A 23,910-nucleotide genomic window follows, 5' to 3' on the forward strand; every position below is an offset into this window, starting at 1 on the left:
TTAAGCTAAGAGTTCGTTGTAGATGTCTTTTATTTCAAGGGCTGCATTTTCCCAGGTGCAATATTCTAAATCGAAATGAGCGTTTGTTGAAATCGTTTTTGCAAAGGACGGATCGTTTAAGAGCATCAGAATGTAATGCGCCATTTTATCTACGTCCCAGAAATCTACTTTAAGCGCGCCGATCAACACTTCTGAAACACCGGATTGTTTGGATACAATACACGGTACGCCAAACTGTGCGGCTTCCAGTGCCGATAAACCAAACGGTTCAGATACTGAAGGCATACAATAGACATCTGCCATGGCAAGCAGATCGTGAATTTTTTCTTTACTTAAAAAACCGGTGAAGTGAACATTTAAGCCTAACTGTTTATGCGCACCGGTTTCAATCAATTCCTTTAGCTTATCGCCTGTGCCCGCAACAACAAAGCGCGCCAACGGGTATTCCTTTAATACTTTGGACGCAACTTCAATAAAATATTCCGGGCCTTTCTGGTGCGTAACGCGGCCAATAAATAAAACGATTTTTTCAGGGAACGGTTTTTCTATTTTGAATGGCGTTATTTTTTCAACGCCGTTATGTACCGAATGTATTTTACGTGGATTAATGCCGTATTCTTTAACCGCAATCGTTCCGGTATAATCGCTTACCGGAAGAATAGCGTCGGCCATTTCCATCGCATGTTTTTCTACCTGGTATACCCAGTTGTTTCCCGTTCCGGGATTTCTGTCGTATTCAAGCGAGTGTATGTGCAGTACCAGCGGTTTGCCTGTACGTTGTTTAATTTCAACGCCGGCAAGCATCGTCATCCAGTCGTGGCAATGGATCACATCAAAATCCCATTCCATACACATGTCTGCACTGACGGTAGCATATTCAATTACTTTTTGAATGGTATCACTGCCATACAGATTTTCGATCTGAAAGGGTTTATAAAATTCAGATCGGGAAACTTTCTGTTTTTTAACCTTCTGTACTTTTTTAGTTGTTATTTCAGGTTCTGCAACTGTCTGATAGGGTAAGATAGTTGACGGAAGCGTGTATACATTTTCCAGTTCTGCATAAAAATCGGTTTGAAAATCCTCGCGGATCCGGATGCGTTCCTGTTGATTTAATCCAATAATATCCACCTGGTTCAGCAGGACAGAAGGGTCACTTTTTGGTAGAATTAAGGTAAGGTCTACTTGTTTGGACAGGGCTTTACTTAAACCAAGGCAGGCTACCCCCAATCCACCATTAATAATTGGCGGAAACTCCCAACCCAACATCAAAACCTTTGTTTTTTTCATAGCAGCGAATAGAATTTCATACAAAGGACAAAATTCCTATTCTTAAAAATACATTGCGAACAGCTAAAAACCTACCATAAACAGCTGAAACTTTAAAAAAGACTATCATTCTTTCAAGTTATTGAAACATTAGCCTGCGATTGTAAGAAAAATACAAATATTAGGTTCGCAATAGCCTTTTTTTTATCCTATTTTAGTGGATAGAAACTGATATATACCAGAAAGAAGAGTTTGTATGGAAAGTTACATGAATATCAATCACGACAAGCAGGTTTCTCAACAGCATGCCGGTGTCGTGGAAAGATGGGAAAAAATAGATAATCGTTTTTATTTCTACGGCCCGCAAACGGTTTTAGAGGTTAAAGTTGTTTCTGATACAGTTTTACGTTTTCGTTTTTCAGCATTGGGCAATTTCAGCAGAGATTTTTCCTATTCACATGCACACACGTATCAGGAGTCTATTGAAAAGCTGGAGATCAGTGAAGAAGAAGAATACTTTTCCATAAAAACAGCTAAAATTGATTGCGAAATTCAGAAAGAGCGCATGCTCATTAAAATACTGGACAAAAAAGGGCTTGTAATTTCTGAAGATGAAAAGGGCTTTCACTGGGAAGAACATAAAAAGTACGGAGGGGAGATTGTTTTCAATACCCGTAAAGGCCAGGCCAGCGAACACTTCTATGGCTTAGGCGATAAATCTGCCGATAACGATATCCGCGAAAAACGTTTTGAGAACTGGGGGAAAGATACGTATGCCTACGGCAAGGATACAGATCCGCTCTACAAAAACATTCCGTTCTTTATCGGCCTGCATCATAAAGTAGCTTACGGTATTTTCTTTGATAATACATTCCGTACTTATTTTGATTTTGGATTCGAACGCAAGAATGCAACGTCATTCTGGGCAGACGGGGGTGAAATGAATTATTATTTCATTTATGGTCCGGAGCTGCTCAATGTAGTGGAAACGTATACCAACATGACCGGTAAGCCTGAATTGCCGCCGCTTTGGGCGTTGGGCTTTCATCAATGTAAATGGAGTTACTATCCGGAAAAACAGGTGCGTGAAATTACAAGTGAATTCCGCACACGCAGAATCCCCTGTGATGCCTTTTATCTGGATATTGATTATATGGATGGCTTCAGATGCTTTACGTGGCATCCCGAACATTTCTCTAATCCCAAAGGCATGATTTCCGATCTTGAAAAACAAGGCTTCAAAACCGTTGTGATCATTGATCCGGGTATTAAAATAGATCCCAATTACCGCATTTATAAAGAAGGTCTGGAAAAAGGATATTTCTGCAAACGTATGGATGGCCCGTTAATGAAGGGCGCCGTGTGGCCGGGAGAATGTAACTTTCCCGATTTCACCCGCGCGGAAGTGCGTGAATGGTGGGCTGGTTTATTTGATGAACTGATGGATACCGGCGTGCGCGGCGTGTGGAACGACATGAACGAGCCGGCGGTATTTGAAATAGAAACATTCCCCGATGATGTGCGCCACGATTACGATGGTGATCCATGCAGCCATAGAAAAGCGCATAATGTTTACGGGATGCAGATGGCGCGTGCAACCTATGAAGGCGTAAAGAAATTCGGACATAACAGACGTCCGTTTGTAATTACACGTTCCGGTTATTCCGGCCTGCAGAAATATTCTTCTGCGTGGACAGGCGACAACGTTGCTTCATGGGAACACTTGTCTATAGCAAACAGTCAGTGTCAGCGGTTAAACGTATCGGGCGTTTCTTACTGCGGCTCCGACATCGGCGGCTTTATCGGTTCACCATCCGGCGAATTATTTGTGCGCTGGATTCAGCTTGGGATCTTCCATATGTTCTGCCGCGTGCACTCATCCGGTGACCACGGCGATCAGGAACCATGGTCGTTTGGCCTGGAAGTAGAGTTGCTTACAAAGAAATTTATTGAGCTGCGTTATCAGCTGCTTCCCTATATTTATACAACATTTTATCAGCATGTAAAAACGGGTGTACCAACGCTGCGTCCCTTGCCATTTGTAGCACAGGAAGATTCTGAAACATACAACAGGCAGGATGAATTCTGCATGGGCGACAACCTGCTGGTTTGCCCGATCCTGGCAGAAAAAGTTGATGGCCGCTGGGTGTATCTGCCCGAAGGCAAGTGGTATTATTACTGGGATGATAAAGTGCATGAAGGCAACCAGGAAGTATGGGCCGAAGCGGCACTGGATCGGATTCCGTTGTTTGTAAAAGCAGGCGCAGTAATTCCGATGGCGCCGATCATGCAGTATGTAGGTGAGTTTGATCCCGAACAGTTATTCCTGCATGTATATGCAAGTGCGGAAGAACATACAAGTTATTTGTATGAAGACAAAGGGGATGGCTACGAGTATACACAAGGCGAATCGTCATATAAAACGTTTGTAACAGCAAGCGAAAAGAAATCGTATACCATTACGCAGCGTATTGATGGTACGTATGATCCGGTATATAAATCCTACGAGATCATGGTGCATGGATTGAGCTTTACACCTAAAAGCTGTGAGGTAGACGGGGAGAAGGTACACATGGATGTCATTAACCCGGATAAGAACCTGATCCGTTTTGACGCAGGCAAAGCGTTTGCAAAGATTGTAATTAAGGGCTAATTATTCCTATTTAAAAAAGGCGTTCTTCTATTATTTAGAAGAACGCCTTTAAAACCGAATTACTGGATTTAGTATTTAACCACTTTTGAAGTATATACTTCGTCTTCGGCAATAAGCTGAAGAATGTACATTCCTGCTGGTAATGCTTCAATGTTCAATGTAATAGATGATCCGCTTAGATTCATTGCTTGCTGAAACATCACAGTACCATTTTCATTCGTTAATTTAACTAGACCTGTTCCTGCAGAAGTTACCAGATCAACACTAACGATATTTTTTGCTGGGTTAGGATACGCACGAAGTATTGCAGATTTTGTTGCACTAAACACTCCTGTACTGGTTGATATTTTTTGAACTGTTACAGAGGCATCTTCTATCGTTGCAGGGTTTCCATCTATGGTAACCGGAATGGAAGTTGTTGTTCCTGCTAAACTTGTTCCGCCATACTCCGGAATAACTGAATATGCACCGGCTATGACATTTACAAATTTGTATCTTCCGCTTGTATCTGTTTGGGTATATGAAATTTTATTCCCGTTTGCATCTGCAAGGTAAACGATTGCATGTACCGCCGGTGTACCGGAAGTAGTTTGTATACGTGCAGCAGCAAGTGATGTATGGTCTACATAGACAATACCAGTGATGGTATCCAGCCCTGTATTCCAGAATGAATTTGTGCTTACGTAAGGAGTTAATGAAATTGGATAAGAGCTATTATCAGAAACGGTTATTACCTGTGCATTTTGCCAATCTTGAGTATCACCTAAATAAGTAGGTAAGAAATTGCTTTGGTAGATTGAGTTGTCTGTTGGAGTAGCTAGTAAGATATATTTACCCGTAACTACATTATCGAATGCATATGTACCAGCATCTGAAGGTTTGATTGAATCTGCTTCAGCAAGATATAATTCTGAGCCTTCTTTTTTGTATAAGGCAACCAATCCATTGTCTAGTGTATTTACTCCAGCTTTTATTGTTCCTGTAAGTGTATACGTTGTGCCGAATTTTACAGATAGTACATCTGAAACATAGCAAATTGTATTTAATCCGGAAAGCGTTAAATATACAATTCCGTTTTGTAGATCAAGGGTTGATGGTGTATAGATTGTTGATAATGCGTTGGCGTTGCTGAATGTACCTGTACCTGAAGAAAACCATTGCACGCCAGGCGTTGCAAAACTTGTTCCGTTTAATGTAACAGATGTGCCAGTGATAAGCTGATCCGGACCGGCATGTAAAACGGGCGCAGAAGCGCCAAGCGTTGTTACTGTCATTGCGTCTGTGGCTGAGGCATTGCACATTCCGGTAGTTGTGAGGGTAAGTGTAACAAAACTATTGGCGATATCAGCATCAGAGAATATATAGGAAGTGCTGAGATAGTTAGAACCGGGATTAAATGTTCCGGTACCGCTGGATGTCCAGATACCACCTGTTGCATTTGTAACAGTGCCATAGCATGCAGCCATACTTCCGCATATTGTTTGATCTGAACCTGCGTTTGCTGTTGCTGCAATATCTTTCAGAAAAACTCTTTTAGTACCAGATTGTGACAGGCACCAATTTGTTCTTGGTGTAGTTGCAGTTAGCCAGTAACCTTCCAGCAATTGATCTGCCGCTGATGGTGTGTAAACAGGTGTTAGAGACGTAGGATCTGAAAATGTTCCGGTACCTGAAGTAGTCCATATTAGCGTACCTGCCTGAAGATGTGCAACCGGATAAATAATCGCGCCAGGACATACTACTGTATCGGATCCAACATTTAAGCCGGCGTTTGAGGTAGTACGTATTGTTAAATGATCTGTCGCAGTTGGGCAGAGTCCATTACTGATTGTAGTTGCTGTAAGTGTTACCACACCTGTAAAATTTGCTACATCTTCATTGGATAATGTGTAATATACAGAAGTTGCGTTTGTTGTTGATGGAGCACTAAATGTACCGGTACCTGATGTAGACCAAGTGACGCCGCTTGTACCTGTGTATGCTGGTGTAAGGGTTACAACATCTTTGCATACAGTCTGATCTGCACCAGCGTTCACAGATGCAGCGATGCTGAAAATGTCCACTTGCAATGTATCTCTTCCTTCGGGACATGAACCATTGCCAGTAGTTTGTACCATTAAATGTACATTGCCTGCTAAAATATCTGCAGTAGAAGGCTGGTAGGTCGGATGTAGATCCGTTGTGCTTGAAAAGGTACCTGTTCCGGATGTAGACCAGATAACACCTGTTGCATTTGTCAAGGAAGACCCGGTTATACTTACAGACGCAGTTTGACAGGATACTAAGTTAGGTCCTCCATATACTTCATTGGGCGGAATATAGTTTATAACAACTTCATCTGTGTCGCTTGCATAACCACAAATAGGATCATTTGCACGTATTATTGCCCATAGCCGAACAGATCCATTTAATTGATCCGCATTAGTCGGAGTATATTTAGTCGTAAGATCATTTTCATTAGCTAATGCACCAGATCCCAGAGCAACCCAATGGAACGACTCTGCATTGGTTGCAGTAGCAGTTAATGTAAGCGCGCCGCAGCCTGTCTGGTCTGCTCCTGCATCTACATTTAATAGAGGAGCAGTGTGAAAGGTTATAATCGAAACAGCTGTTTTAGAAGCGCAATTACCGGTACCTGTTACACTTAAATCTACCGAGCCTGCAGTAATATCTGCTGTAGAAGGTATATAGTAGGCCGTAAGGCCATTATTTGACAGGTCGGAAAATGTACCTGTACCGCTGGTTGTCCATTGATAAGTATCATACCCTGTTCCATTTCCTTGTATTAAGAATGATGACCACGAGTCACAAACTGTAGTATTCGCTCCAGCATCAATGGTACATTGGGCGTTAGTTTGCAAGGATGAAAATAAAGTAAGACTGAGCATCCAAAGTAAAAACTTTTTCATAGATGAAATTTTATTTTTAAAATGTAATTATAATTTAAATGTAGGGCTTTATAATTCTTTAATCAATTCTTATTGTTGATATTTCGGGTCATTGCAAGAATTTTTTTAATCTGAATAGAAGTTATTTGATTATTTTGGTTTTTAGTATCCCCGTCCGCACCGCTATCATTTAATGATCCGAAAACAATGCGGGTCACCAACAATCAGCTATCTAAAAATTTACAGCTATGGAAGTAGAGGGGGAGTCCTTAGCTCTCTTAGCTCTTCGGAATTTGCATTCGCCGCGGTGTACCGAAGCCAGATAAAAAAAGGATTTGCAATCTATATAGTATGCACATTCAACATACAACAATATAAGCACTCTTATTTTTAACCCGCTCACCCTCACTGCCCTCAATATTCCCGCTAGGAATTCCCCGTAAAAATCACTAATTATTCCCGGAAAAGGTATATACGGCGTACCAGAGATCAGATACGTTTGTTTTTAACCATAGATGACCCCGCATACAGACCATATATTCGCTGTTCATTACACTCTTCTCACCTCGGTCTGTGGCACACAGAACGAAACTGCTCTTATTAGTAAGCATGATGGGAACATTTTGAAATATGAATGAAGGAGCCTGATGTGAATGCAACGTTAGATCTGCTGTGGCACACAGACAATAGAGATGGCTTGGACGATATGCCTGAAGGGCTTAGTGAACATAACCTGATGAATTTTAACTATTCATAATAATAACTATGAAAAAAGATTTTGGTTTTTTCAAAACAAAAATGCCTGAAACAAGAAAGGCAGATTTTTATTTAGGCTGTCTGGATGGTTATTTCTCCGTACGCTGTAGTGCAGCAAATCCAATACACGTTAACAGATACACTTCCGATGCGGCGCACAACCCGTTGTTGTGAGATGTTACATTACAGTTATTTTAACGAATGCCAAAGAAAAAGCACACTCCAACATGATTACACGGCTTACAAACGTCATACATAAATTAGCAGCAAAGCCACAACACCTATTCCTCACAGACAGTATAGGAGCGCTGCTTACGGCATTCTTGTTGTTCGTTGTATTGAGAACATACAATGAATCTGTTGGAATGCCTGAACGTATATTGACATACCTGTCGATTATAGCAACGGTTTTCTCGATCTATTCCGCAGCCTGTTTTTTATGGGTAAAAGGAAATTTCATACCATTTGTAAGCGTAATAAGCATAGCAAACATTTTTTATTGTGTGTTGACAATGATACTTGTTATACGATACTACCCAATGCTTACACGTGTCGGGATAACCTATTTTATATCAGAGATACTGATTATTTGTGTACTTGTTTACATAGAAGTTCAGGTTGCCAAAGCAATCAAACAACATGCAATTGCCGACACCCCTTGAGTCCATTGTGGTTAACGTGTACCACTGCCTGCGCGCACTTTTTTTTAGGTACACTATCCGAATAACCATTGGATCTGAATACATGCCATAGCTTTTTTGACTATTTTGAACGCACAATTATTTCCGCCTGATAAGTGCCTTCAACAGGTTATATAATGGACTACCATTCAATTCTTTTAATTTTTGTGCTGGGCGTTCTGGCTTTTTTATATTCATCTATCGGGTACGGCGGTGCCATTGGGTATTTAGCGGTTATGGCTTTGTTTGGAGTTGCACCTGTAATGATGAAAACATCTGCGTTGATTATGAATTTAGCAGTGGCAGCAGCATCCTTTATTGGATTTTACAGGGGCGGTTATTTCAAGCTCAAATTGTTTTGGCCCTTTGCCATCACAAGTATTCCTATGGCTTATCTGGGCGGTATGATGACCCTGTCAGACAGTATTTACAGGAAAATTTTAGCTGTTTGTTTATTGATTTCAATTGTACGGTTGCTGTATCAGTTCAGGCAGGCAAACCAGGAGACGAAAGAAATACCAATCGGCACAGCCCTGGTTACAGGCGGGTTGATTGGGCTTCTGTCCGGTGCCATTGGCCTTGGCGGCGGAATCATTTTAAGTCCGCTCATGCTGCTGATGCGTTGGGCAACGTTTAAAGAAACGGCAGCCGTTTCTGCGCTTTTCATTTCTGTAAATTCATTATCCGGACTATTCGGGCAAATCAACAAAGGAGGCATTCACCTCACGCACAACTTACAATATGCGGTGGCAGCAACAATCCTGGGCGGACTGCTAGGTTCGTACTGCGGCAGTCAAAAGTTCAACGTACCCACATTAAAATATCTATTGGCCATCGTACTAACCATTGCAAGCTTCAAATTGATGTTTGCATAGTACCGTATCAGATGCTATTATGAGCATCCTTCGCTGTTGTTTAGGACATCACACCACAGCATGATTGCATGATACTAAAATGATATTTTACGGAACCCTAGCAGCTGATAAACCGTTTAAATCCGTACGATTTTTTATTTCACAATTGAATTTTTTAATGAATTACCCTCATGTGATTACTGATCACATCATTTACAGAACCCGTTCGCCAGGGCGAAACACGCGGAACATACCCGGAATACAGGCGGAATATACCCGGAATATACACTGAATATATATGCTTGCATGTACCTTTTTGTATACACTTCAATAAACTTTGGTATGCTTTCGCCGTTGATGATGTTCCTGCCCGCACGGATATTATTTAATGAATAGGAAAACAATGCGGGTCACCAACAAGTGGGTAATAGGCTAAAAATTTAGGAATCTTTAAATTTATTAAGCCACCTCAATCCGTTATTATGTCTCGCCGAGGGAGTAACTATATATCAGATCGATTATAGTTTTTATTTCTTATTTCTTATTTATAAAGACTTTATTTGTTGGGATAGTTTGAATGTGTGATTTTTTAGATTCTTGCTGTTCTGTTTTATATTGTTTTTGTTCAGTTTTAAATTGATCTTCACTTTGATTGATCTGGTAAATAGCTACAACAATGGATATAATTAAACCGGCAACTGATAGAAATATACCTGTTCTTGCAAAGAAATTTGCTTTTTTAGCTTCCTTCTTTGCTTCTTTTGACTCTTGTAATGAATGCTGCAATTCTTTATACTCAAGTAATCCTAACATAGAATCTAAAGAAGCTATCTTTCTATAATGCTCATTAGATAAGCTAGGTTCTTTTGTTATTTCTCTATAAAGTGCTTTCAGACGTTCATCAATAACCCATATTTTTACAACATTGAGTATATAGTGTTTGTACTCAAAAAATGAAACTCCTTCAATCCAATTTATATGAAAAAAGTTTAAAGACAATATGTATATATCAGTATCAGAAGTTGATTTAAATTCATTATGATTAAGTATTACATCAGCTAATTGATTTTCTTTTGTGAGCTGTGTGTACGAGTCTATACTTATCTGTAAATTTCTAACAGTAAAATTCTTACTATCATAATAAGGTAACTGATGACAATTAGTAAGCTCTTGATATTTTAATCTTACCTGATCATTAAACTTTAAATCTTCAAAAATTTTAAAATTTAAGTCTGGATTATTAAAAGTGTATATGTAATCAGCCAATTGTTTATATGAACAAGATTTATTCGGTTGTTTATATATCCAGTTATAACATTCTATCAGTAATTGATCCATTATTATTTATAAGAGCAAATAAGATGAAATTACAATTATAGCTATTTTAAAAAACTAATGTATCTCCGTTATTATTTTCCGTGCGCACCGGTATTTTTAATGAGCAAACAATACGGGTCACTAAAACCAAACTAAGTTAAATACCTGTTACCTTACTTAACGAAACACCTAAAGCAATAGCAATTTCATAAAGGGAAAAAATAGTTGGGTTAACTTTGCCGCTTTCAATTTTTTCAATAGCCTGCCTGTCTTTATTACATGCCCTTGCCAGATCAGATTGAGACCAGCCTTTGTGTTCACGCAATTCAATGACACGTAATCCAATTCTTTTTTGTACTTCTTGTTTTTCCACCCCACAATGTCCCAACTTTAACACACAAAAGTGTCATATTAAAAGTTGACAATGCCATTTGTTTGTCATATTATTGTATGACAAACAAATGAATGCTATGGATATGGAAACTAACAATACAAAATCAATAAAAGATGAAGTAATAACACTTCTTTTGGCAGATATGAAAAGCCGAAGGCTACTTATGGGCCTTGAATCTACGGGACTTGTTACAGATGATTATAATTCAAATCTGGTAGATCTTATTTTTTATAAGCTGGATGTATCCAAACAGCATGAAACCAATATGTGGAACTGGTATGAAGATACGATCTATACCTTGCTTGAAATCGATATGCATTATTTCCGGGTGCATCAGGAATTTTTAGCCCATAAACTCTATGACGCCATTATGGAGAAGAAAAATCAACTTGTCAATAAATTACCCGATACCTTAAGCACGGATTTTTATGCCGTATTATCGTGGTTGAAATTGAATAAATATAATAATTGACGGCGGAGATGTGATTTGCAACTATATAAATAATATGATAGTTGTCATTCTATTTATTCCATTAAAAAGAATTATTATTGATTTTTTACCTCAGTTAGTGTGCTTGTTTAAATATAATTATTCCGGTGTAGGTTTTTTGATAAAAAGATTTGATATTGGCACTGTCAGTTGATTTGAAGGGAAATACATTTATTTTAATGAAACCCGTATTGTTTTTATCACAGAGCTCATTTAGAAGCATAATCATTTAAATTCATAAATGAGTTGTTGTTAAGTGAAGGACATATATTTTGTATAAGCTTTTTTACAACGTTTACAATATTTTAGGTATGGGAGGAAATGCAGGAATCAGAGGTTATTTAATACAAACGATTATTTGTGTATTAGATACGTTTGAAACTGATAATCTATGGAGATCAGTAACGCTCGAGCCGTTAGACGAATCGGAAAAGGTAGACATCAGGTGGAAATATGTCGATGATGCTGTAAAACTGTGTCAAGTAAAATCCTCCGAAAACATAATTCGGCATTCTGCAGCAAAAAAATGGTGTGAAGAACTTGAAACTCATTCTCCAAATGCATCTGAATATGAATTAATTGTAATTGGAAATGTTGACGAAAAACTCTCAACGGCTAAGGATATTGGTAATGTAAAAATTGGAGAAATTAAACCTTTGAATGTTCAAGTTTTAATTGATCAAGCATCGACAAAAATCGACAAATACTATGAAAATAAGAACAAGCCGAGGATTTCATCGCAGGTTAGAGAACTTATTGTAAAAGCATTAACCTTGGAATTTGGCACAAGTTCATCATTGGAAAAGAAATATCTAGGGCGGATTTTGACACAAAACTTTTAGAATGGATTAGTGCAGTTGAAAATCAAATTGACACCAACCCTTTTGCTTCTTTAGCTCCACCAACGGAAAGTCAAAACGTTCCTATTAATCACAGGATAGTTAAGAAAATATTAGAACTTATCGGTTGGCATCAGTTTGGAGAAAATCATACAATAGAGCGCTTCAACGAAAAAACAGAAGGAAATGAAATACATTCTGTCAATTTTCTCGGAGATTTTGAAAGTAAACTAAAAGAAGATTCAGGAGATTTAATAATGATTTCGTCACTTCATTCACTTAAATATCCTGAATCTTCTAAAATAGAAATATCTAAATACTTAAACGATACCGACATTGTATATTCAGACTTGGAAGAAAAGAAGAAAATTCCAGTAAAACGATTTGAATCTACTGATGTTTACAGCCTTTTATTTTGGCTTTCAACTAATAACAGTGAGGTTTTAACAGATTTTATTCACTATACAAAAGAAAACTATAAACGGAATTTACTGAAAGAAGATATCAACTATTTTCTGATAGATAACAATAAAGCCAATTTTTTAATTAGCAGTATTACAACTGCAAAAAATTATAGATCAGACGTTCCTGTTAAGTTTGCATATCCCATAACTGAAGCCAATCAAAGCCCTAAACGCATTGGAGAAAGAGGGTTAAAGCTTCCTCCTCAATTTATTAATTCCTCTGTACTTCCTATCACTAAGGAAAGTAAATCTAAAATAAGTTTTCTTCTTTTTTGCTCTGACCCATTTTCTGCAGAAGCATTAAAGAAACTTATTTGGCTAACAATTAGCCTTACAAGTGGTTATGGAAATGAATACCTCCTTTACTTTCCTGATTATAATGAAGAAGAAAATAAAAATGATGCTCTGGAAGTTATCCGTTCCTTTAATGAAGAATTATTAGACGAGAAGGTTAGAGTGTTAAAATACAACAGCATTGATACAGATGCATTAGATTCATTATCGAATACAAAGGTAATCACCAGTAAAAATGAAACATACGAGGACGATAATCAGCCATCCTTAGTTAATTCTCAGCACCTAAACGAAGCTTTTGTCAATATACTTCCTTATGGAGATATTTTAAAACCTTTTCTTAAAACAGATGCAATTACAGCAAATGATATTAAATTCTTTCTTGCCAAAAAGGGGATTTTTACAAAAAAAGCAGACATCAATAAATTAATTGACTTAATGACTTCATTACTTTTTAGCCCGAAAGAACTTGAAGACTTTAAATCATACATTGATGTTAAAGGTAAAACTGTTAATAGCTCGGATGCATTTTTCAACATTAAACAAAATGAAACATTAGAATCTGTATTTAATAAAGTGAAAATAAACACAGATAATTTGACAGATGGTCTAAATGTCAAAATCATAAATTCTGATAGTTTAAAATTTGAAGCCAGTCCTTCAAAGGATGAATTCAAATTAACATTGATAACGGAAACAAAAGACCCGACAAGTAGCTTGTTGATTAATACTAAACCAGGGAAAGCAGAAGTTGTAATTAAGAAAAAGGACAATCAGTTAGTAGTAGTAACCGAAAATACAATCAATAAAGCGGACAAATATATTGTTAACCGCTTAGTAAAGCTTGTTGAGGAAGAGTTTAAAAGAATAGATTTTATTGAAGAGGAAAAAATAAAAGTACTGTTCAAGAATTTTAGCTCAAATACAGAAAGGGTAAATTTCTTACTTAGCTTTAGTAATATATCTTCTTCTGTAATGTTTCACGAGGCGGATATTCAATCAATAAAATTCAAGTTTGATGACAATACTGAAATTCCTGAACTCTACCGTGATAAAGTTGATAAAGATTTGGTTATAAACTTTGAAGGAAAGGGGTTACAAACTCTTACTGAATTAAGTGAGCAAAATGCAAAGGGTTCTATTTTTTTAGAAGAAATGAAAGTATTGTATAAATTCCGTTTTTTAAATATAAAAAATGGCTTGTATAAGGTTACTTTCAATTTTTCAAATGCACTTAAAAACAAACCTGAATTTGACGGAGTATTCAAATCCGCTCCATATTTGATAAAAACAAATTCCGTAAAATCTCTATCAAGTATTGAAAATCTTGAAAAGGAATTAGGAAAGGAAATTGAGAATCTTAAACTTGAAAAGTTGAAATTATTTAATATAATAAAATGATCGATTTTACTGAAATAACGCTTGAGTTTATATACATCCATAAAGTTGGAAACAAGCTTAGGGATGAAGGAATCGAAGTATCCGATAAAAAGCTAAGTTTAGGAAACGAAGACACAAAAAAATACTTGTTAAGGTATTTTCTTTCTCCATTCAATAATAATGAAGTTTATAATTTTCATTATCCGACAGACCTTAATCTTAACGATACCTACGCTTTTGCTAAAAGGATTTTTGCAAATCCAGAAAATTTCTATGAATTATCAATAGATGTTTCAAAGCATTTATATGAAAAATCTTCTCACCCCAAAATAAACGGAGGAGAGTTTTGTATTTGTTATTTTAAAGATTGTTTATTTGAGGGGCAACAAACTGATGCAATAGGCTTATTTAAGTCTGAAAAAAAGGACGTTTTTTTAAAACTCACTTCTTCAAAAATCGCACATGAAAGTGGAGTTAATATTGATAAATTAGACAAAGGATGTTTAATCTTCAATTTAGAAGAAAAAAACGGCTATAAAGTATGTGTAGTGGATTCAAATAAATCAAACGACACACAATATTGGAAAGATGAATTTTTAAGTATAAAACCTGCTAGTGACAATTATCATTTTACTAAAGATTTTCTTTCCATAACTAAGAACTTTATTACAAAACAAATTCCTGAAGACTTTGAGGTATCTAAAGCAGACCAAATAGACTTCTTAAACCGTTCAGTCGATTATTTCAAAAAACATGACACTTTTGATAAGCAAGAATTTGAATCAGAGGTTTTTGCAGACAGCAATGTTATTAAATCATTTCGCAAATTTGACCAAATATATAGACAAGAAAACGAAGTAGAGCTTTCAGACAATTTTGAAATATCTGCTCAAGCAGTCAAAAAGCAAGCGAGAGTTTTCAAAAATATTTTAAAGCTCGACAAAAACTTTCACATATACATTCATGGAAATAGAGAACTAATAGAACAAGGAATTGACGAAAAAGGACGTAAATATTATAAAATATATTACGAAAATGAAACTTAACTCAGTCTCAGAATTTGCAATTCCAAAGCCAAATAAAAAACGATTTACAATCCCTTATAATAATTCTGATCTCAGCATGTCTTCTGGGAAAATTAAATAATTATAAATGACATTTGACACAAATACAATCACAGCATTTCTTACAGGTTCGGTTGTAACATTGATTATAAGAGAGATTTTTAATCAAATAAATAGAAAGGTTGACTTTAATAGAGATTTAAAGAAAATAACTTATCAGCGGAAATTAGAGAAGGCCGAAAGTGCAGTTGCTTACTATTGGACGTATCTCAACAAGGCAATTGAAATGAAAAAGTCTATGGAGACAATTCATAAGGCTCTGAATGAAATTGATGAAACAAAATTAGACATTAGAATTATAACAGAAACCCTAAACAAAAATAGTAAAACACTCGATCTCTTATCTGGTGACAAATATTTTGACATTAACGGGATTCACTTGTATTTCGATTTAGAAGATGAAAAATCCTGGAGTGAGGAAGACCTTGGTAAACTATGCGATTGCCTTGCAGAAATGAATTATCGGGGTAATGATGTTGAATTTTGGACATCATTATACAACTCTCATTTAGACAGCAACGAGCAGTTAGCAGACCAGTATTGGAGTAAAATGAAAGAATTTTTACCCGATTACTTGAATTCACTTCAAAAATTTATTGATCTCTTAGAGAAGAACAGACAAGCGACATATTTAATTTTTAAGAAAATAAAAAAACAGATTGAAAATTAGAGCTAAGAGTCAAGACTTCCCCTCTTCGGAATTTTAATTACTAAACCAGATAGTGAGATTTATAATTTATTTATTGAAAACAGATCTGAAAACTATTACTAAATGAACATTGAAATAACATATAAATGTAAAAATAATACCCTAACTACATCATTTGAATTGACTTCCCAACAATACTATGAAACAATTGAAGAAGGAGAAAATTATGAAGATGATTGTATTCCTAAATATGATCAAACGATGGATTATATTATAGCTTTTGACTCTACAGTAACAGAAGAACTGTTAGAGTATTCCATATTGAAAATTCAAAATTCTATAAAATCCAATAAAAATATCACGACAACATATTTTGGAAATGAATCTCAGCTAATCCATTCAATAAGTGATACTGGATGGGAACTCATTATTCAATCAATTAGAATTGCGGAGAATTGTATTGCTATTACAAGAATGGAACGCGCTGATTCAAAAAGCAGCTGGACAAATATTAGTTACTCAACTGGATTAAACTATAAGAATGAACAATCTGGAAAAGAAATCTGGTACTCGGCCGGTAAAGGCGAATACATAAGAAAGGATATCATATCAGATTGAAACTATTAGAAAACTTTGTTCCGCAAGTTTATACATTTCATGCTTACAATTTAAGATGAATTTAGAAACCATAAGCCTGAAGGCTTACATATCAAAGCTTAGCTGGCTGTTGGCCTCTGGCACCACAGCAGGTTAAAGCAGATGTGAAGTGAAACATTACAATTACAAACAAGATTAAAATACATAATGAACGAAAAAATTAAAGCATTCAGCAAGTCTGCAACTTTGCCTTTGTTACGAGTTTCAGAAACGGGAGTAAAAGAATTTTATCAATTTGAAATTGATTGCTTCGAAATGAAGGATTACAATTTCATAAATGTTTTGAAAGAAGGTGACTTTGCTCACCTTTTTGATAAGGTGGTAAATATATGTGGGCCATGCTTATATTATTTTGAAATTGAATCAGATCATACCGCCGATGATATTGTTTCTAGAATACAAAATTATAAATTAATACCTGGAGCTAAATCTGTGCCAGCTATTAAAAAGAAAATACCCCAAAGCAAAGTGTTATATGTAGGTAAAGTTAAAAAAGGATTATGGGGAAGATTGGTTCAACATTTAGGTTATTACAAGGTTTCAAGAACTCAAGGCCTTCAACTTTTTTACTGGACACAGGGCACGAATATGAAATTAAAAATGCATGTTCTTGAATTTGAAAATGAAATGGCCGATTACATGAGTGTTCTGGAAATAAAGTTAGCAAAGGACTTAAATCCGATTTTAGGTAAACACGATTAATTGTAATTAATCACTTCTTGTACTACTACTATTGGAGATTTAACGCTCTAACCTAATCGATAATTAACCAGCTGTTGGCCAATGGCACTACAGCTGGTTATAGCAGTGGCATAGTTGAGATGAGTTGCAATAACAGCCATTTTATTTATTTGTAAAAGTGCCTCTGTTCCATACCCACATTTTCAACCCCCTCTCACTCAACGCCCACCCAACCTCACTATAGGAATTTTCCCAAAAAATTACTATCTTATTTAGCTGGTATCATTCCGGTAAAAGAATAAACCGGTGATACTGCATACAAAATACATGCGTTTTAACTCATACATGATCCACATCCGCGCCATATATTCCATACTCATTACGCTCTGCTGGAGCATACTTGTGCTGGTATACGTGGTATCACACAAACAGCTGGTGTCTCATATAAACCTTAAAGCGAAATGCATCAATAACAATCAGCACACAGCTGTTGATCAGAATAAGGAGCAGCACATGTGTTTGTTTCATTTTTCCCATGTCTATCAGCACGGCCGTCTTGTCAGAAATACAGACAGCGATCAGCTTATCTCTGCAGGAGCATATTGGAAAACAGCACCATGTATAACAGGTTCAGCAGATACAGTATTTTTATACGGCAGTCATGCTGACTTCAGCGCGCCTGCAGCCGACCGCATTATTTTGTTCCGGCAGATCCGGATTTGACATACATCAAACATCTATTTTGTTTACAGCCTTTAACCAAAGGCTGTAAGAGTTATTTGATTTAATTTTAACCTGATAAATCTATGCATCATTTACCGGAATTAATTACAGATCTGGCCTTAATTCTTGTTACTGCGGCCATAACAACCTTGATTTTTAAAAAGATCAAACAGCCGCTTGTGCTCGGTTATATTATAGCCGGGCTGCTTGTAGGACCGAATATTAAATTATTCCCTACGATATCCGAATACAAAAACATTTCTACCTGGGCTGAGCTTGGCGTCATTATCTTATTGTTTTCTCTTGGTCTGGAATTCAGTTTTAAGAAACTCATTAAAGTAGGGGGGGCATCCTCCATAACCGCCGTCTTTCAGATTGTAGTGATGCTGTTTGTCGGTTATTTTGCCGGCCATTTAATGGGGTGGTCACAGATGAACTGTTTCTTTCTTGGCGCCATGTTGTCTATATCCTCTACAACCATTATCATCCGTGCCTTTGAAGAGCTGGATGTAAAAAATAAAAAATATGCCAGCGTTGTTTTTGGTGCCTTAATCGTGGAAGATCTGGTAGCCATTGTATTGATGGTACTGCTTACAACCGTAGCCGTAAGCCAGCAGTTTGCCGGCATGGAGATGTTGTATTCCATTCTGAAACTGATTTTTTTTCTGATCCTGTGGTTTGCCGGAGGTATCTATTTTATTCCAACGTTTCTTAAAAAATCAAGAAAGCTGATGACCGATGAAACCATGCTGCTGGTGGCATTGGGCCTGTGTTTAACGATGGTTATTCTGGCAGATCAGGCTGGTTTTTCTCCGGCTTTGGGTGCATTCATCATGGGTTCTATTTTAGCGGAGACAACAGAAGCCGAACATGTGGAACATCTCATTAAGCCGATCAAAGATTTATTCGGCGCGGTGTTTTTTGTTTCGGTAGGTATGATGATTGATCCGGGTGTACTGGTTGAATATGCGTATCCGATCGGTATACTTACACTTGTAACCATCTTTGGTAAAGCGATTGCGTCAACCATAGGTGCATTAATTTCCGGACAGCCATTAAAACAATCGGTGCAGACGGGGATGAGCCTGGCACAGATCGGAGAATTTTCTTTTATCATAGCAACACTTGGGTTATCATTAAAGGTGATCAGTCCCTTTCTCTATCCGATCATCGTGGCCGTGTCAGCGATCACAACATTTACGACACCGTATTTAATTAAATATTCCGGTTCGTTCTATGGTTTGATCGAACGGAATGCTTCACCGAAATTTTTACGTGTGATTGAAAACTATGGTACAGATACACAATCCATTGTTGTGTTAAGCGACTGGAATATTTTTCTGAAATCGTATGCGATCAATATGCTGCTGAATATTGTATTGCTGATCGCTTTCGGTTTATTATCGGCCTTGTACATTTATCCCTTTATTCAGGAACATGTGATTAATGGATTTAATGGGAGTGTTACCGGTATTGTCATTAGCTTTATATTAACCGTTCCGTTTTTATGGGCGCTAACAATGAAACAAATTGCACCTGCTGAATACCAGCGTTTGTGGGACAATGAAAAGAAGGGCAGAAGCCCGCTTATCCTGCTGGGTGTAGTCCGTTTGCTGGTCGGTCTGCTGAGTGTGGGTTTTCTGTTAAGCTTTTACCTGGATACGGCTCTGGCAACGATCATATCGCTTATTGTATTTGCTGTCTTCTTTTTCTTGTTTTCAAAGCGCCTGCAGTTTTTATATGACCGCATGGAAAAACGTTTTCTGGTGAACTTCAATGAACGCGATGAAGCAAACGATTATAAAGCAAAGATCACCCCCTGGGATGCGCACATCATTGAATTTAAAGTTTCGCCGTTGTCGCCCGTGATCGGAAAGACGCTTGAAGAAATGGCCATCCGGGAAGCATATGGGGTAAACATCATCATGATCGAACGGGAGTATGTTACCTTGCCGCTGCCATCGCGTACAGAGCGGATCTATCCCGGTGATATTATATCCGTTGTGGGCAGTGATGAACAGCTGTTAAAACTGAAGGAGATCATTGCCTGTGAATTAACAGCCGACGAAATAGAAACCTATACATTAATTAAAAACGATCTGGTTTTGAAAAATGTAATCGTTGATAAAGATACACCGCTGCTGAACAGAGCAATCAAAGAATCGGGAATCAGGGAGAAGCGTGCGCTGGTTGTAGGTGTAGAACGAAACGGCGAACGTATTTTAAATCCTCCCTCCACCTTATATTTTGAAGAAGGTGATATTGTTTGGATTGCCGGAGGCAGTAAAGTGATTAAAGAATTATTTTAACCGGGAGATACTTTCAGGCCCTCGTTCGCCGCCGCGGACAGGGCCTGAAGATGTACAAGGGTATGGGCACAACATATAAAAAAGGGAAAGGCTTCAAGTGAAGCCTTTCCCTTTTTTATATGTTGTAGTATGCGGATCGAATTATCGAACTACTGTAATGTTCGTTATTTTTTTATTGTTTACGATAATCACATAATAGCCGGCATCTGCTAATGTGCCGTCAGCCTTGGTGCCATACCATACAGCCGGTGCCGTCAATTGCAGGATTGTTTTACCTCCCATATCAACAATTTTAGCCGGACCGCTCTGTTCAATAAAATAAGAATTCATATGCGCATCTCCGTTTGGCGTAATAACCGGATCGCACGCTTTTGGTTTTGGAATGGTCTGTACAGAATCTATACCGCAGTTGTTGGCATCGCGCACCGTAAAGGTATATTTGCCCGGAGGCACCTGTGTAAAATCTCCTGTAGAGCTGCGTATGGTATCGGTATTGTAAAACGGAATTAATGCGTAGGTGTACGGTGCCGTACCGCCATTCAATACAACAGCTGTTTCCACGGTTGCCCCGCCACTGCACTCGTTTGAGGAGACATCAAATGAGAATGCATTCAGATCAATACAGTCCGTTACCTCTATGTTCCAGATTCTATGCGTTAAGGTTAATAAAGGCAAGTTCGGATTTTTAATACTTACATAATATTTCCCTTTGTCGGTAACCTGCGTTTTATTTATAGAGAACGCCCGTGTTGTTATGCCTGAAAGCGCTGCATTTTTATACCAGGTATAGGTGTTGCTGCTTACGCCGGCATCTTCGGTAATGGATAAAGAAAGCGGTTGCTGTGAACGAATTGTATTCTGTGTGTAGGTGCCGAGGCTGTCCTGCGGACTGTAGCTGAAATCTGTCAGTGTTGTTACCGTTTTTAAAGGCAGCAGATCTTCAAAGGTTAAATTATTTTTTTCAACTTCAACACTGTTGAGGTTAGGTTTGTTTGTTAAAGTTGGTAACGAACGGAGTTTGTTTGAAAAAGCAAACAGGCCGGTTAATGTTGTGTTGTCAGATAATGCTGAAAGATCAGTTATTGAATTTTCCCAGCAATATAATTTAGTAAGTTTTGTTAATTGGGCCAGGCCCGTGATCTGTGAAATATTTGTCTGGTGTACGTGCAGTTCAAGCAGCTGTACATTTGGAGAGAAGTCCGGTAAGCTTGTAAATGGATTATTCCCGATGATCAGATACTTTAAATTCACAAGTGTTGAAATATTCGGTAAGCTGGTGAGTTTATTATTTGTAAGGAAAAGATTATTCAGGTTTACCAGATTGGTAAGAGAAGGCAAACTGGTAAGAGCATTTGTTGTAGCCTGTATCTCAACCAGATTTGTTTGATTGCTTAAGTCGGGCAATTGAGTAAGCCTGTTAAAGTTTACATACAGGTATTTCAATTGTGTGAGGGACGATATATTCGGAAGTGCCGTTAAATTGTTAAAGGACGCATCTATCTTGAATACAGAAGTGAAATATTGAATGCCATCTAAATTTGAAATGTTTGCACCTGTCAGAATGAGATCATTGGTAAACATACCGGCAGCAGTAATATTTAACTGGTTGCCTGTCATAACCCATGGATAACTGGATTGTAATTTGTTTTTGAAATTAACATCCTGAATCACATAGGTTCCCTGCGCAGAAGCAACCGTTATGGATATAAGCATCACCAGAATGCTTGCCAGCAGGCGTGACCGTAAGGATAATATGTTTGAAATTGTTTTCAATTTAGCGTACAATAGTTATTTGTCCGTTTTCTTTTTCTCCTGAAGTATATTCAAGGATATAAATATACAAACCTGCTGTTAAATATTCACCTTGCTGGCTTAATCCCTGCCATTCAAAGCTTCCTTCCATGGTATTTGTTTTATATACCTGTTTGCCGGCCATATTTAAGATAGTTAATACATAGCTCTCATCCTCTTTAGCGGTGATGGTGCAGACCTGTCCTTTATCCGGCGCAAACACATAAGAAGTTTTGCGGCAGTTTTTTTCCGTTACTTCAGAAGAGAAGTTTTTTGTACAGCCGTTGGCGTCTGTAATGTTAATGTTATAAGTGCCTGCCGGTAAATAGGCATAATGCTCTTTAGTGCCCGCATCTGTTGATTTATTAAAGGAGATTTTATAAGGCTTGGTACCACCGCTGATTTGATTGATCGGAATGGTGATACTTCCATTGCTTGCATCGTCACAGCTTGGACTTGAAGTGATAACTGCTTTAAGGGTTATCTGATCGCACGGATTAACCGCATCGGTTGTTTTTGAAACCGGTGTATGTGCGATTGTTTCAGCAGGTTTTATAACGGGAATTTGTGTAAAGGTATGGTCCGTTGTGCTTTTTTCTAGTGGTGTCTGAAGGGAAATTTTTTCATCAGGCGATGCCGTTCGTACATCTGTTTGTGTGTGCAGCTGGTTTGTTTTTTCCGTTGTTGCCGGCTGTGTTATTTTTTCACTGGCAGCAGACTGTTCCGCTGGCTTGTTTTTTATTACCGAAGGTGTTTGCAGGGCAGGTGCAGTTACGGATGTTGTATCTTCCTCTGTCGAAAGCGTATACATACCTACTACACCGATACTTACAATACCCAAAATAAGGCCTGTTAATCCCCAGGTACGCGTGTTTTTTGAAGCATCTATGTCTGCTATATCATTACTCATCTGGTTTCTGAGCGCATCGAAAGTAGCGCCGACAACAACCTCATTTGTGAGCTGTACAAAAGACACTTCTTCAGCTAAAGAAGAATCTGTTTGAAGTCGCTGCTCAAAAGCAGCGAGCTCTTCTCCCGTCAACGTTCCGTTGAGATAGTTGTCAATTAACTGATATGTCTCTAATTCAGGTCTCAATTTCGTAATAAATCAACTAATGAAGGATTGCTTTTCACCAGTTTGGTTAAATATTGTTTGCATCTGTAATGATTCGTCTTTGCAACATCTTCGCTGCTGTAACCCATTAACTCTTTGATTTCCTTCATCGAACGCTTTTCGTAGATCACGTAAGTTAATATATTCCGGCATTTTTCATCCAATAAATTGAATACCGTTTTCATTGCAGCGCTTTTCTCTTTTTGTATCAATGCATCCAGGTGATTGGTGTCTGAAGCAATAACAGCGTAATCATCCGGCGAATCGTATTTGGTAAATTTTTTATCCCGGCGGACTTTATCGATCCACAAATTCCGCGCTACGGAGTATATAAAGGCATCGATGGAATAGGCTTCATTGAATTTATTTAACCGGATCTGATTGAATAAAACAATTACCGCGTCCTGGAAAATATCGTTTGCGTCATCCTTGCTGCCATTGTTTTTAAGAATGTACTGTCTTACTTTCTTCAAACTGATGTCATAGAGATACTCTAATGCAATATTATTTGCACCGCTGCGGATACTTTCAATGATGACTTTTTCCTTTTCGCTCACGACTAATTATATTTCTTACGATTTGAT

At 37.6% G+C, this 23,910-nt stretch carries 21 protein-coding genes; 14 read left to right on the forward strand and 7 right to left on the reverse strand.

Translation table 11 applies throughout. From position 1 onward, the window contains the following. The gene (locus CHU_RS03935; protein WP_011584205.1) at window positions 1-1,290 is read right to left on the reverse strand and encodes a glycosyltransferase; all 1,290 of its coding nucleotides are present in this window, start codon (window positions 1,288-1,290) and stop codon (window positions 1-3) included. A 235-nt stretch (window positions 1,291-1,525) separates the two neighbouring features. On the opposite strand from CHU_RS03935, the gene CHU_RS03940 reads away from it, so the two are divergent. Then, a complete protein-coding gene (locus CHU_RS03940) occupies window positions 1,526-3,922 on the forward strand; it encodes a glycoside hydrolase family 31 protein (protein WP_041932178.1) in 2,397 nt (798 codons plus the stop codon). A 68-nt stretch (window positions 3,923-3,990) separates the two neighbouring features. Here CHU_RS03940 and CHU_RS03945 read toward each other — a convergent pair whose 3' ends face one another. Continuing rightward, window positions 3,991-6,831 (reverse strand): T9SS type A sorting domain-containing protein, encoded by a 2,841-nt coding sequence (locus CHU_RS03945; protein WP_011584207.1) that lies wholly within the window; start codon window positions 6,829-6,831, stop codon window positions 3,991-3,993. A gap of 613 nt (window positions 6,832-7,444) precedes the next feature. Here CHU_RS03945 and CHU_RS19770 point away from each other — a divergent pair. The 4 genes from CHU_RS19770 (at window position 7,445) to CHU_RS03955 (ending at window position 9,121) form a co-directional block, all read left to right on the forward strand. Continuing rightward, window positions 7,445-7,567, forward strand: a complete 123-nt coding sequence (locus CHU_RS19770) for a hypothetical protein (RefSeq protein ID WP_256234443.1) — start codon at window positions 7,445-7,447, stop codon at window positions 7,565-7,567. Between the two features lie 8 nt (window positions 7,568-7,575). Then, window positions 7,576-7,740, forward strand: coding sequence for a hypothetical protein (locus CHU_RS19520; protein WP_011584208.1), 165 nt, complete (start codon window positions 7,576-7,578; stop codon window positions 7,738-7,740). Between the two features lie 53 nt (window positions 7,741-7,793). Next, on the forward strand, window positions 7,794-8,228 hold the full coding sequence (locus tag CHU_RS03950) for a hypothetical protein (protein ID WP_072355959.1): 435 nt from the start codon (window positions 7,794-7,796) through the stop codon (window positions 8,226-8,228). A gap of 155 nt (window positions 8,229-8,383) precedes the next feature. After that, window positions 8,384-9,121 (forward strand): sulfite exporter TauE/SafE family protein, encoded by a 738-nt coding sequence (locus CHU_RS03955; protein ID WP_041932179.1) that lies wholly within the window; start codon window positions 8,384-8,386, stop codon window positions 9,119-9,121. A 513-nt stretch (window positions 9,122-9,634) separates the two neighbouring features. Here the strand turns inward: CHU_RS03955 and CHU_RS03965 are convergent. Both CHU_RS03965 and CHU_RS03970 read right to left on the reverse strand, forming a co-directional pair. Then, on the reverse strand, window positions 9,635-10,438 hold the full coding sequence (locus CHU_RS03965) for a hypothetical protein (protein WP_011584212.1): 804 nt from the start codon (window positions 10,436-10,438) through the stop codon (window positions 9,635-9,637). A gap of 136 nt (window positions 10,439-10,574) precedes the next feature. Then, window positions 10,575-10,790, reverse strand: a complete 216-nt coding sequence (locus tag CHU_RS03970; RefSeq protein WP_041932181.1) for a helix-turn-helix domain-containing protein — start codon at window positions 10,788-10,790, stop codon at window positions 10,575-10,577. A 97-nt stretch (window positions 10,791-10,887) separates the two neighbouring features. Here CHU_RS03970 and CHU_RS03975 point away from each other — a divergent pair, with 97 nt between their 5' ends. The 9 genes from CHU_RS03975 (at window position 10,888) to CHU_RS04010 (ending at window position 20,421) form a co-directional block, all read left to right on the forward strand. Next, window positions 10,888-11,283 (forward strand): hypothetical protein, encoded by a 396-nt coding sequence (locus CHU_RS03975; RefSeq protein ID WP_011584214.1) that lies wholly within the window; start codon window positions 10,888-10,890, stop codon window positions 11,281-11,283. 329 nt (window positions 11,284-11,612) lie between these two features. Next, on the forward strand, window positions 11,613-12,143 hold the full coding sequence (locus CHU_RS19645; protein WP_081428647.1) for a hypothetical protein: 531 nt from the start codon (window positions 11,613-11,615) through the stop codon (window positions 12,141-12,143). Between the two features lie 254 nt (window positions 12,144-12,397). Next, window positions 12,398-14,299 (forward strand): hypothetical protein, encoded by a 1,902-nt coding sequence (locus CHU_RS03980; protein ID WP_011584217.1) that lies wholly within the window; start codon window positions 12,398-12,400, stop codon window positions 14,297-14,299. Continuing rightward, complete coding sequence (locus tag CHU_RS03985; protein WP_011584218.1) at window positions 14,296-15,324, forward strand: nucleoid-associated protein; 1,029 nt, start codon at window positions 14,296-14,298, stop codon at window positions 15,322-15,324. Before CHU_RS03980 ends, CHU_RS03985 begins: the two co-directional genes overlap by 4 nt. Before the next feature lie 106 nt (window positions 15,325-15,430). Further along, entirely contained in the window at window positions 15,431-16,072 is a 642-nt protein-coding gene (locus tag CHU_RS03990; RefSeq protein ID WP_011584219.1) for a hypothetical protein, read from the forward strand. A 102-nt stretch (window positions 16,073-16,174) separates the two neighbouring features. Further along, entirely contained in the window at window positions 16,175-16,669 is a 495-nt protein-coding gene (locus CHU_RS03995) for a hypothetical protein (RefSeq protein ID WP_011584220.1), read from the forward strand. A 186-nt stretch (window positions 16,670-16,855) separates the two neighbouring features. Further along, the gene (locus CHU_RS04000) at window positions 16,856-17,410 is read left to right on the forward strand and encodes a hypothetical protein (RefSeq protein WP_011584221.1); all 555 of its coding nucleotides are present in this window, start codon (window positions 16,856-16,858) and stop codon (window positions 17,408-17,410) included. Between the two features lie 306 nt (window positions 17,411-17,716). Next, complete coding sequence (locus CHU_RS04005; RefSeq protein ID WP_187148218.1) at window positions 17,717-18,112, forward strand: hypothetical protein; 396 nt, start codon at window positions 17,717-17,719, stop codon at window positions 18,110-18,112. An 83-nt stretch (window positions 18,113-18,195) separates the two neighbouring features. Next, window positions 18,196-20,421, forward strand: a complete 2,226-nt coding sequence (locus CHU_RS04010; protein ID WP_011584223.1) for a cation:proton antiporter — start codon at window positions 18,196-18,198, stop codon at window positions 20,419-20,421. A gap of 141 nt (window positions 20,422-20,562) precedes the next feature. Here the strand turns inward: CHU_RS04010 and CHU_RS04015 are convergent, their stop codons facing one another. The 3 genes from CHU_RS04015 to CHU_RS04025 are packed head-to-tail and all read right to left on the reverse strand — an operon-like array spanning window position 20,563 to window position 23,883. Next, window positions 20,563-22,194, reverse strand: a complete 1,632-nt coding sequence (locus CHU_RS04015) for a leucine-rich repeat domain-containing protein (protein ID WP_238379342.1) — start codon at window positions 22,192-22,194, stop codon at window positions 20,563-20,565. Window position 22,195: 1 nt separating this feature from the next. After that, window positions 22,196-23,308, reverse strand: coding sequence for a gliding motility-associated C-terminal domain-containing protein (locus tag CHU_RS04020; protein ID WP_041932183.1), 1,113 nt, complete (start codon window positions 23,306-23,308; stop codon window positions 22,196-22,198). Then, window positions 23,305-23,883, reverse strand: coding sequence for an RNA polymerase sigma factor (locus tag CHU_RS04025; protein ID WP_011584226.1), 579 nt, complete (start codon window positions 23,881-23,883; stop codon window positions 23,305-23,307). The genes CHU_RS04020 and CHU_RS04025 overlap by 4 nt, the downstream gene beginning before the upstream one ends. Window positions 23,884-23,910 lie beyond the last annotated feature (27 nt).

This window comes from Cytophaga hutchinsonii ATCC 33406 (genome assembly GCF_000014145.1).
Lineage (GTDB): Bacteria > Bacteroidota > Bacteroidia > Cytophagales > Cytophagaceae > Cytophaga > Cytophaga hutchinsonii.

Coding starts and splice junctions, on each gene's coding strand:
- CHU_RS03935 (WP_011584205.1), bottom strand. CDS start 1,290: ATGAAAAAAACAAAGGTTTTGATGTTGGGTTGGGAGTTTCCGCCAATT.
- CHU_RS03940 (WP_041932178.1), top strand. CDS start 1,526: ATGGAAAGTTACATGAATATCAATCACGACAAGCAGGTTTCTCAACAG.
- CHU_RS03945 (WP_011584207.1), bottom strand. CDS start 6,831: ATGAAAAAGTTTTTACTTTGGATGCTCAGTCTTACTTTATTTTCATCC.
- CHU_RS19770 (WP_256234443.1), top strand. CDS start 7,445: ATGAAGGAGCCTGATGTGAATGCAACGTTAGATCTGCTGTGGCACACA.
- CHU_RS19520 (WP_011584208.1), top strand. CDS start 7,576: ATGAAAAAAGATTTTGGTTTTTTCAAAACAAAAATGCCTGAAACAAGA.
- CHU_RS03950 (WP_072355959.1), top strand. CDS start 7,794: ATGATTACACGGCTTACAAACGTCATACATAAATTAGCAGCAAAGCCA.
- CHU_RS03955 (WP_041932179.1), top strand. CDS start 8,384: ATGGACTACCATTCAATTCTTTTAATTTTTGTGCTGGGCGTTCTGGCT.
- CHU_RS03965 (WP_011584212.1), bottom strand. CDS start 10,438: ATGGATCAATTACTGATAGAATGTTATAACTGGATATATAAACAACCG.
- CHU_RS03975 (WP_011584214.1), top strand. CDS start 10,888: ATGGATATGGAAACTAACAATACAAAATCAATAAAAGATGAAGTAATA.
- CHU_RS19645 (WP_081428647.1), top strand. CDS start 11,613: ATGGGAGGAAATGCAGGAATCAGAGGTTATTTAATACAAACGATTATT.
- CHU_RS03980 (WP_011584217.1), top strand. CDS start 12,398: ATGATTTCGTCACTTCATTCACTTAAATATCCTGAATCTTCTAAAATA.
- CHU_RS03985 (WP_011584218.1), top strand. CDS start 14,296: ATGATCGATTTTACTGAAATAACGCTTGAGTTTATATACATCCATAAA.
- CHU_RS03990 (WP_011584219.1), top strand. CDS start 15,431: ATGACATTTGACACAAATACAATCACAGCATTTCTTACAGGTTCGGTT.
- CHU_RS03995 (WP_011584220.1), top strand. CDS start 16,175: ATGAACATTGAAATAACATATAAATGTAAAAATAATACCCTAACTACA.
- CHU_RS04000 (WP_011584221.1), top strand. CDS start 16,856: ATGAACGAAAAAATTAAAGCATTCAGCAAGTCTGCAACTTTGCCTTTG.
- CHU_RS04005 (WP_187148218.1), top strand. CDS start 17,717: ATGCGTTTTAACTCATACATGATCCACATCCGCGCCATATATTCCATA.
- CHU_RS04010 (WP_011584223.1), top strand. CDS start 18,196: ATGCATCATTTACCGGAATTAATTACAGATCTGGCCTTAATTCTTGTT.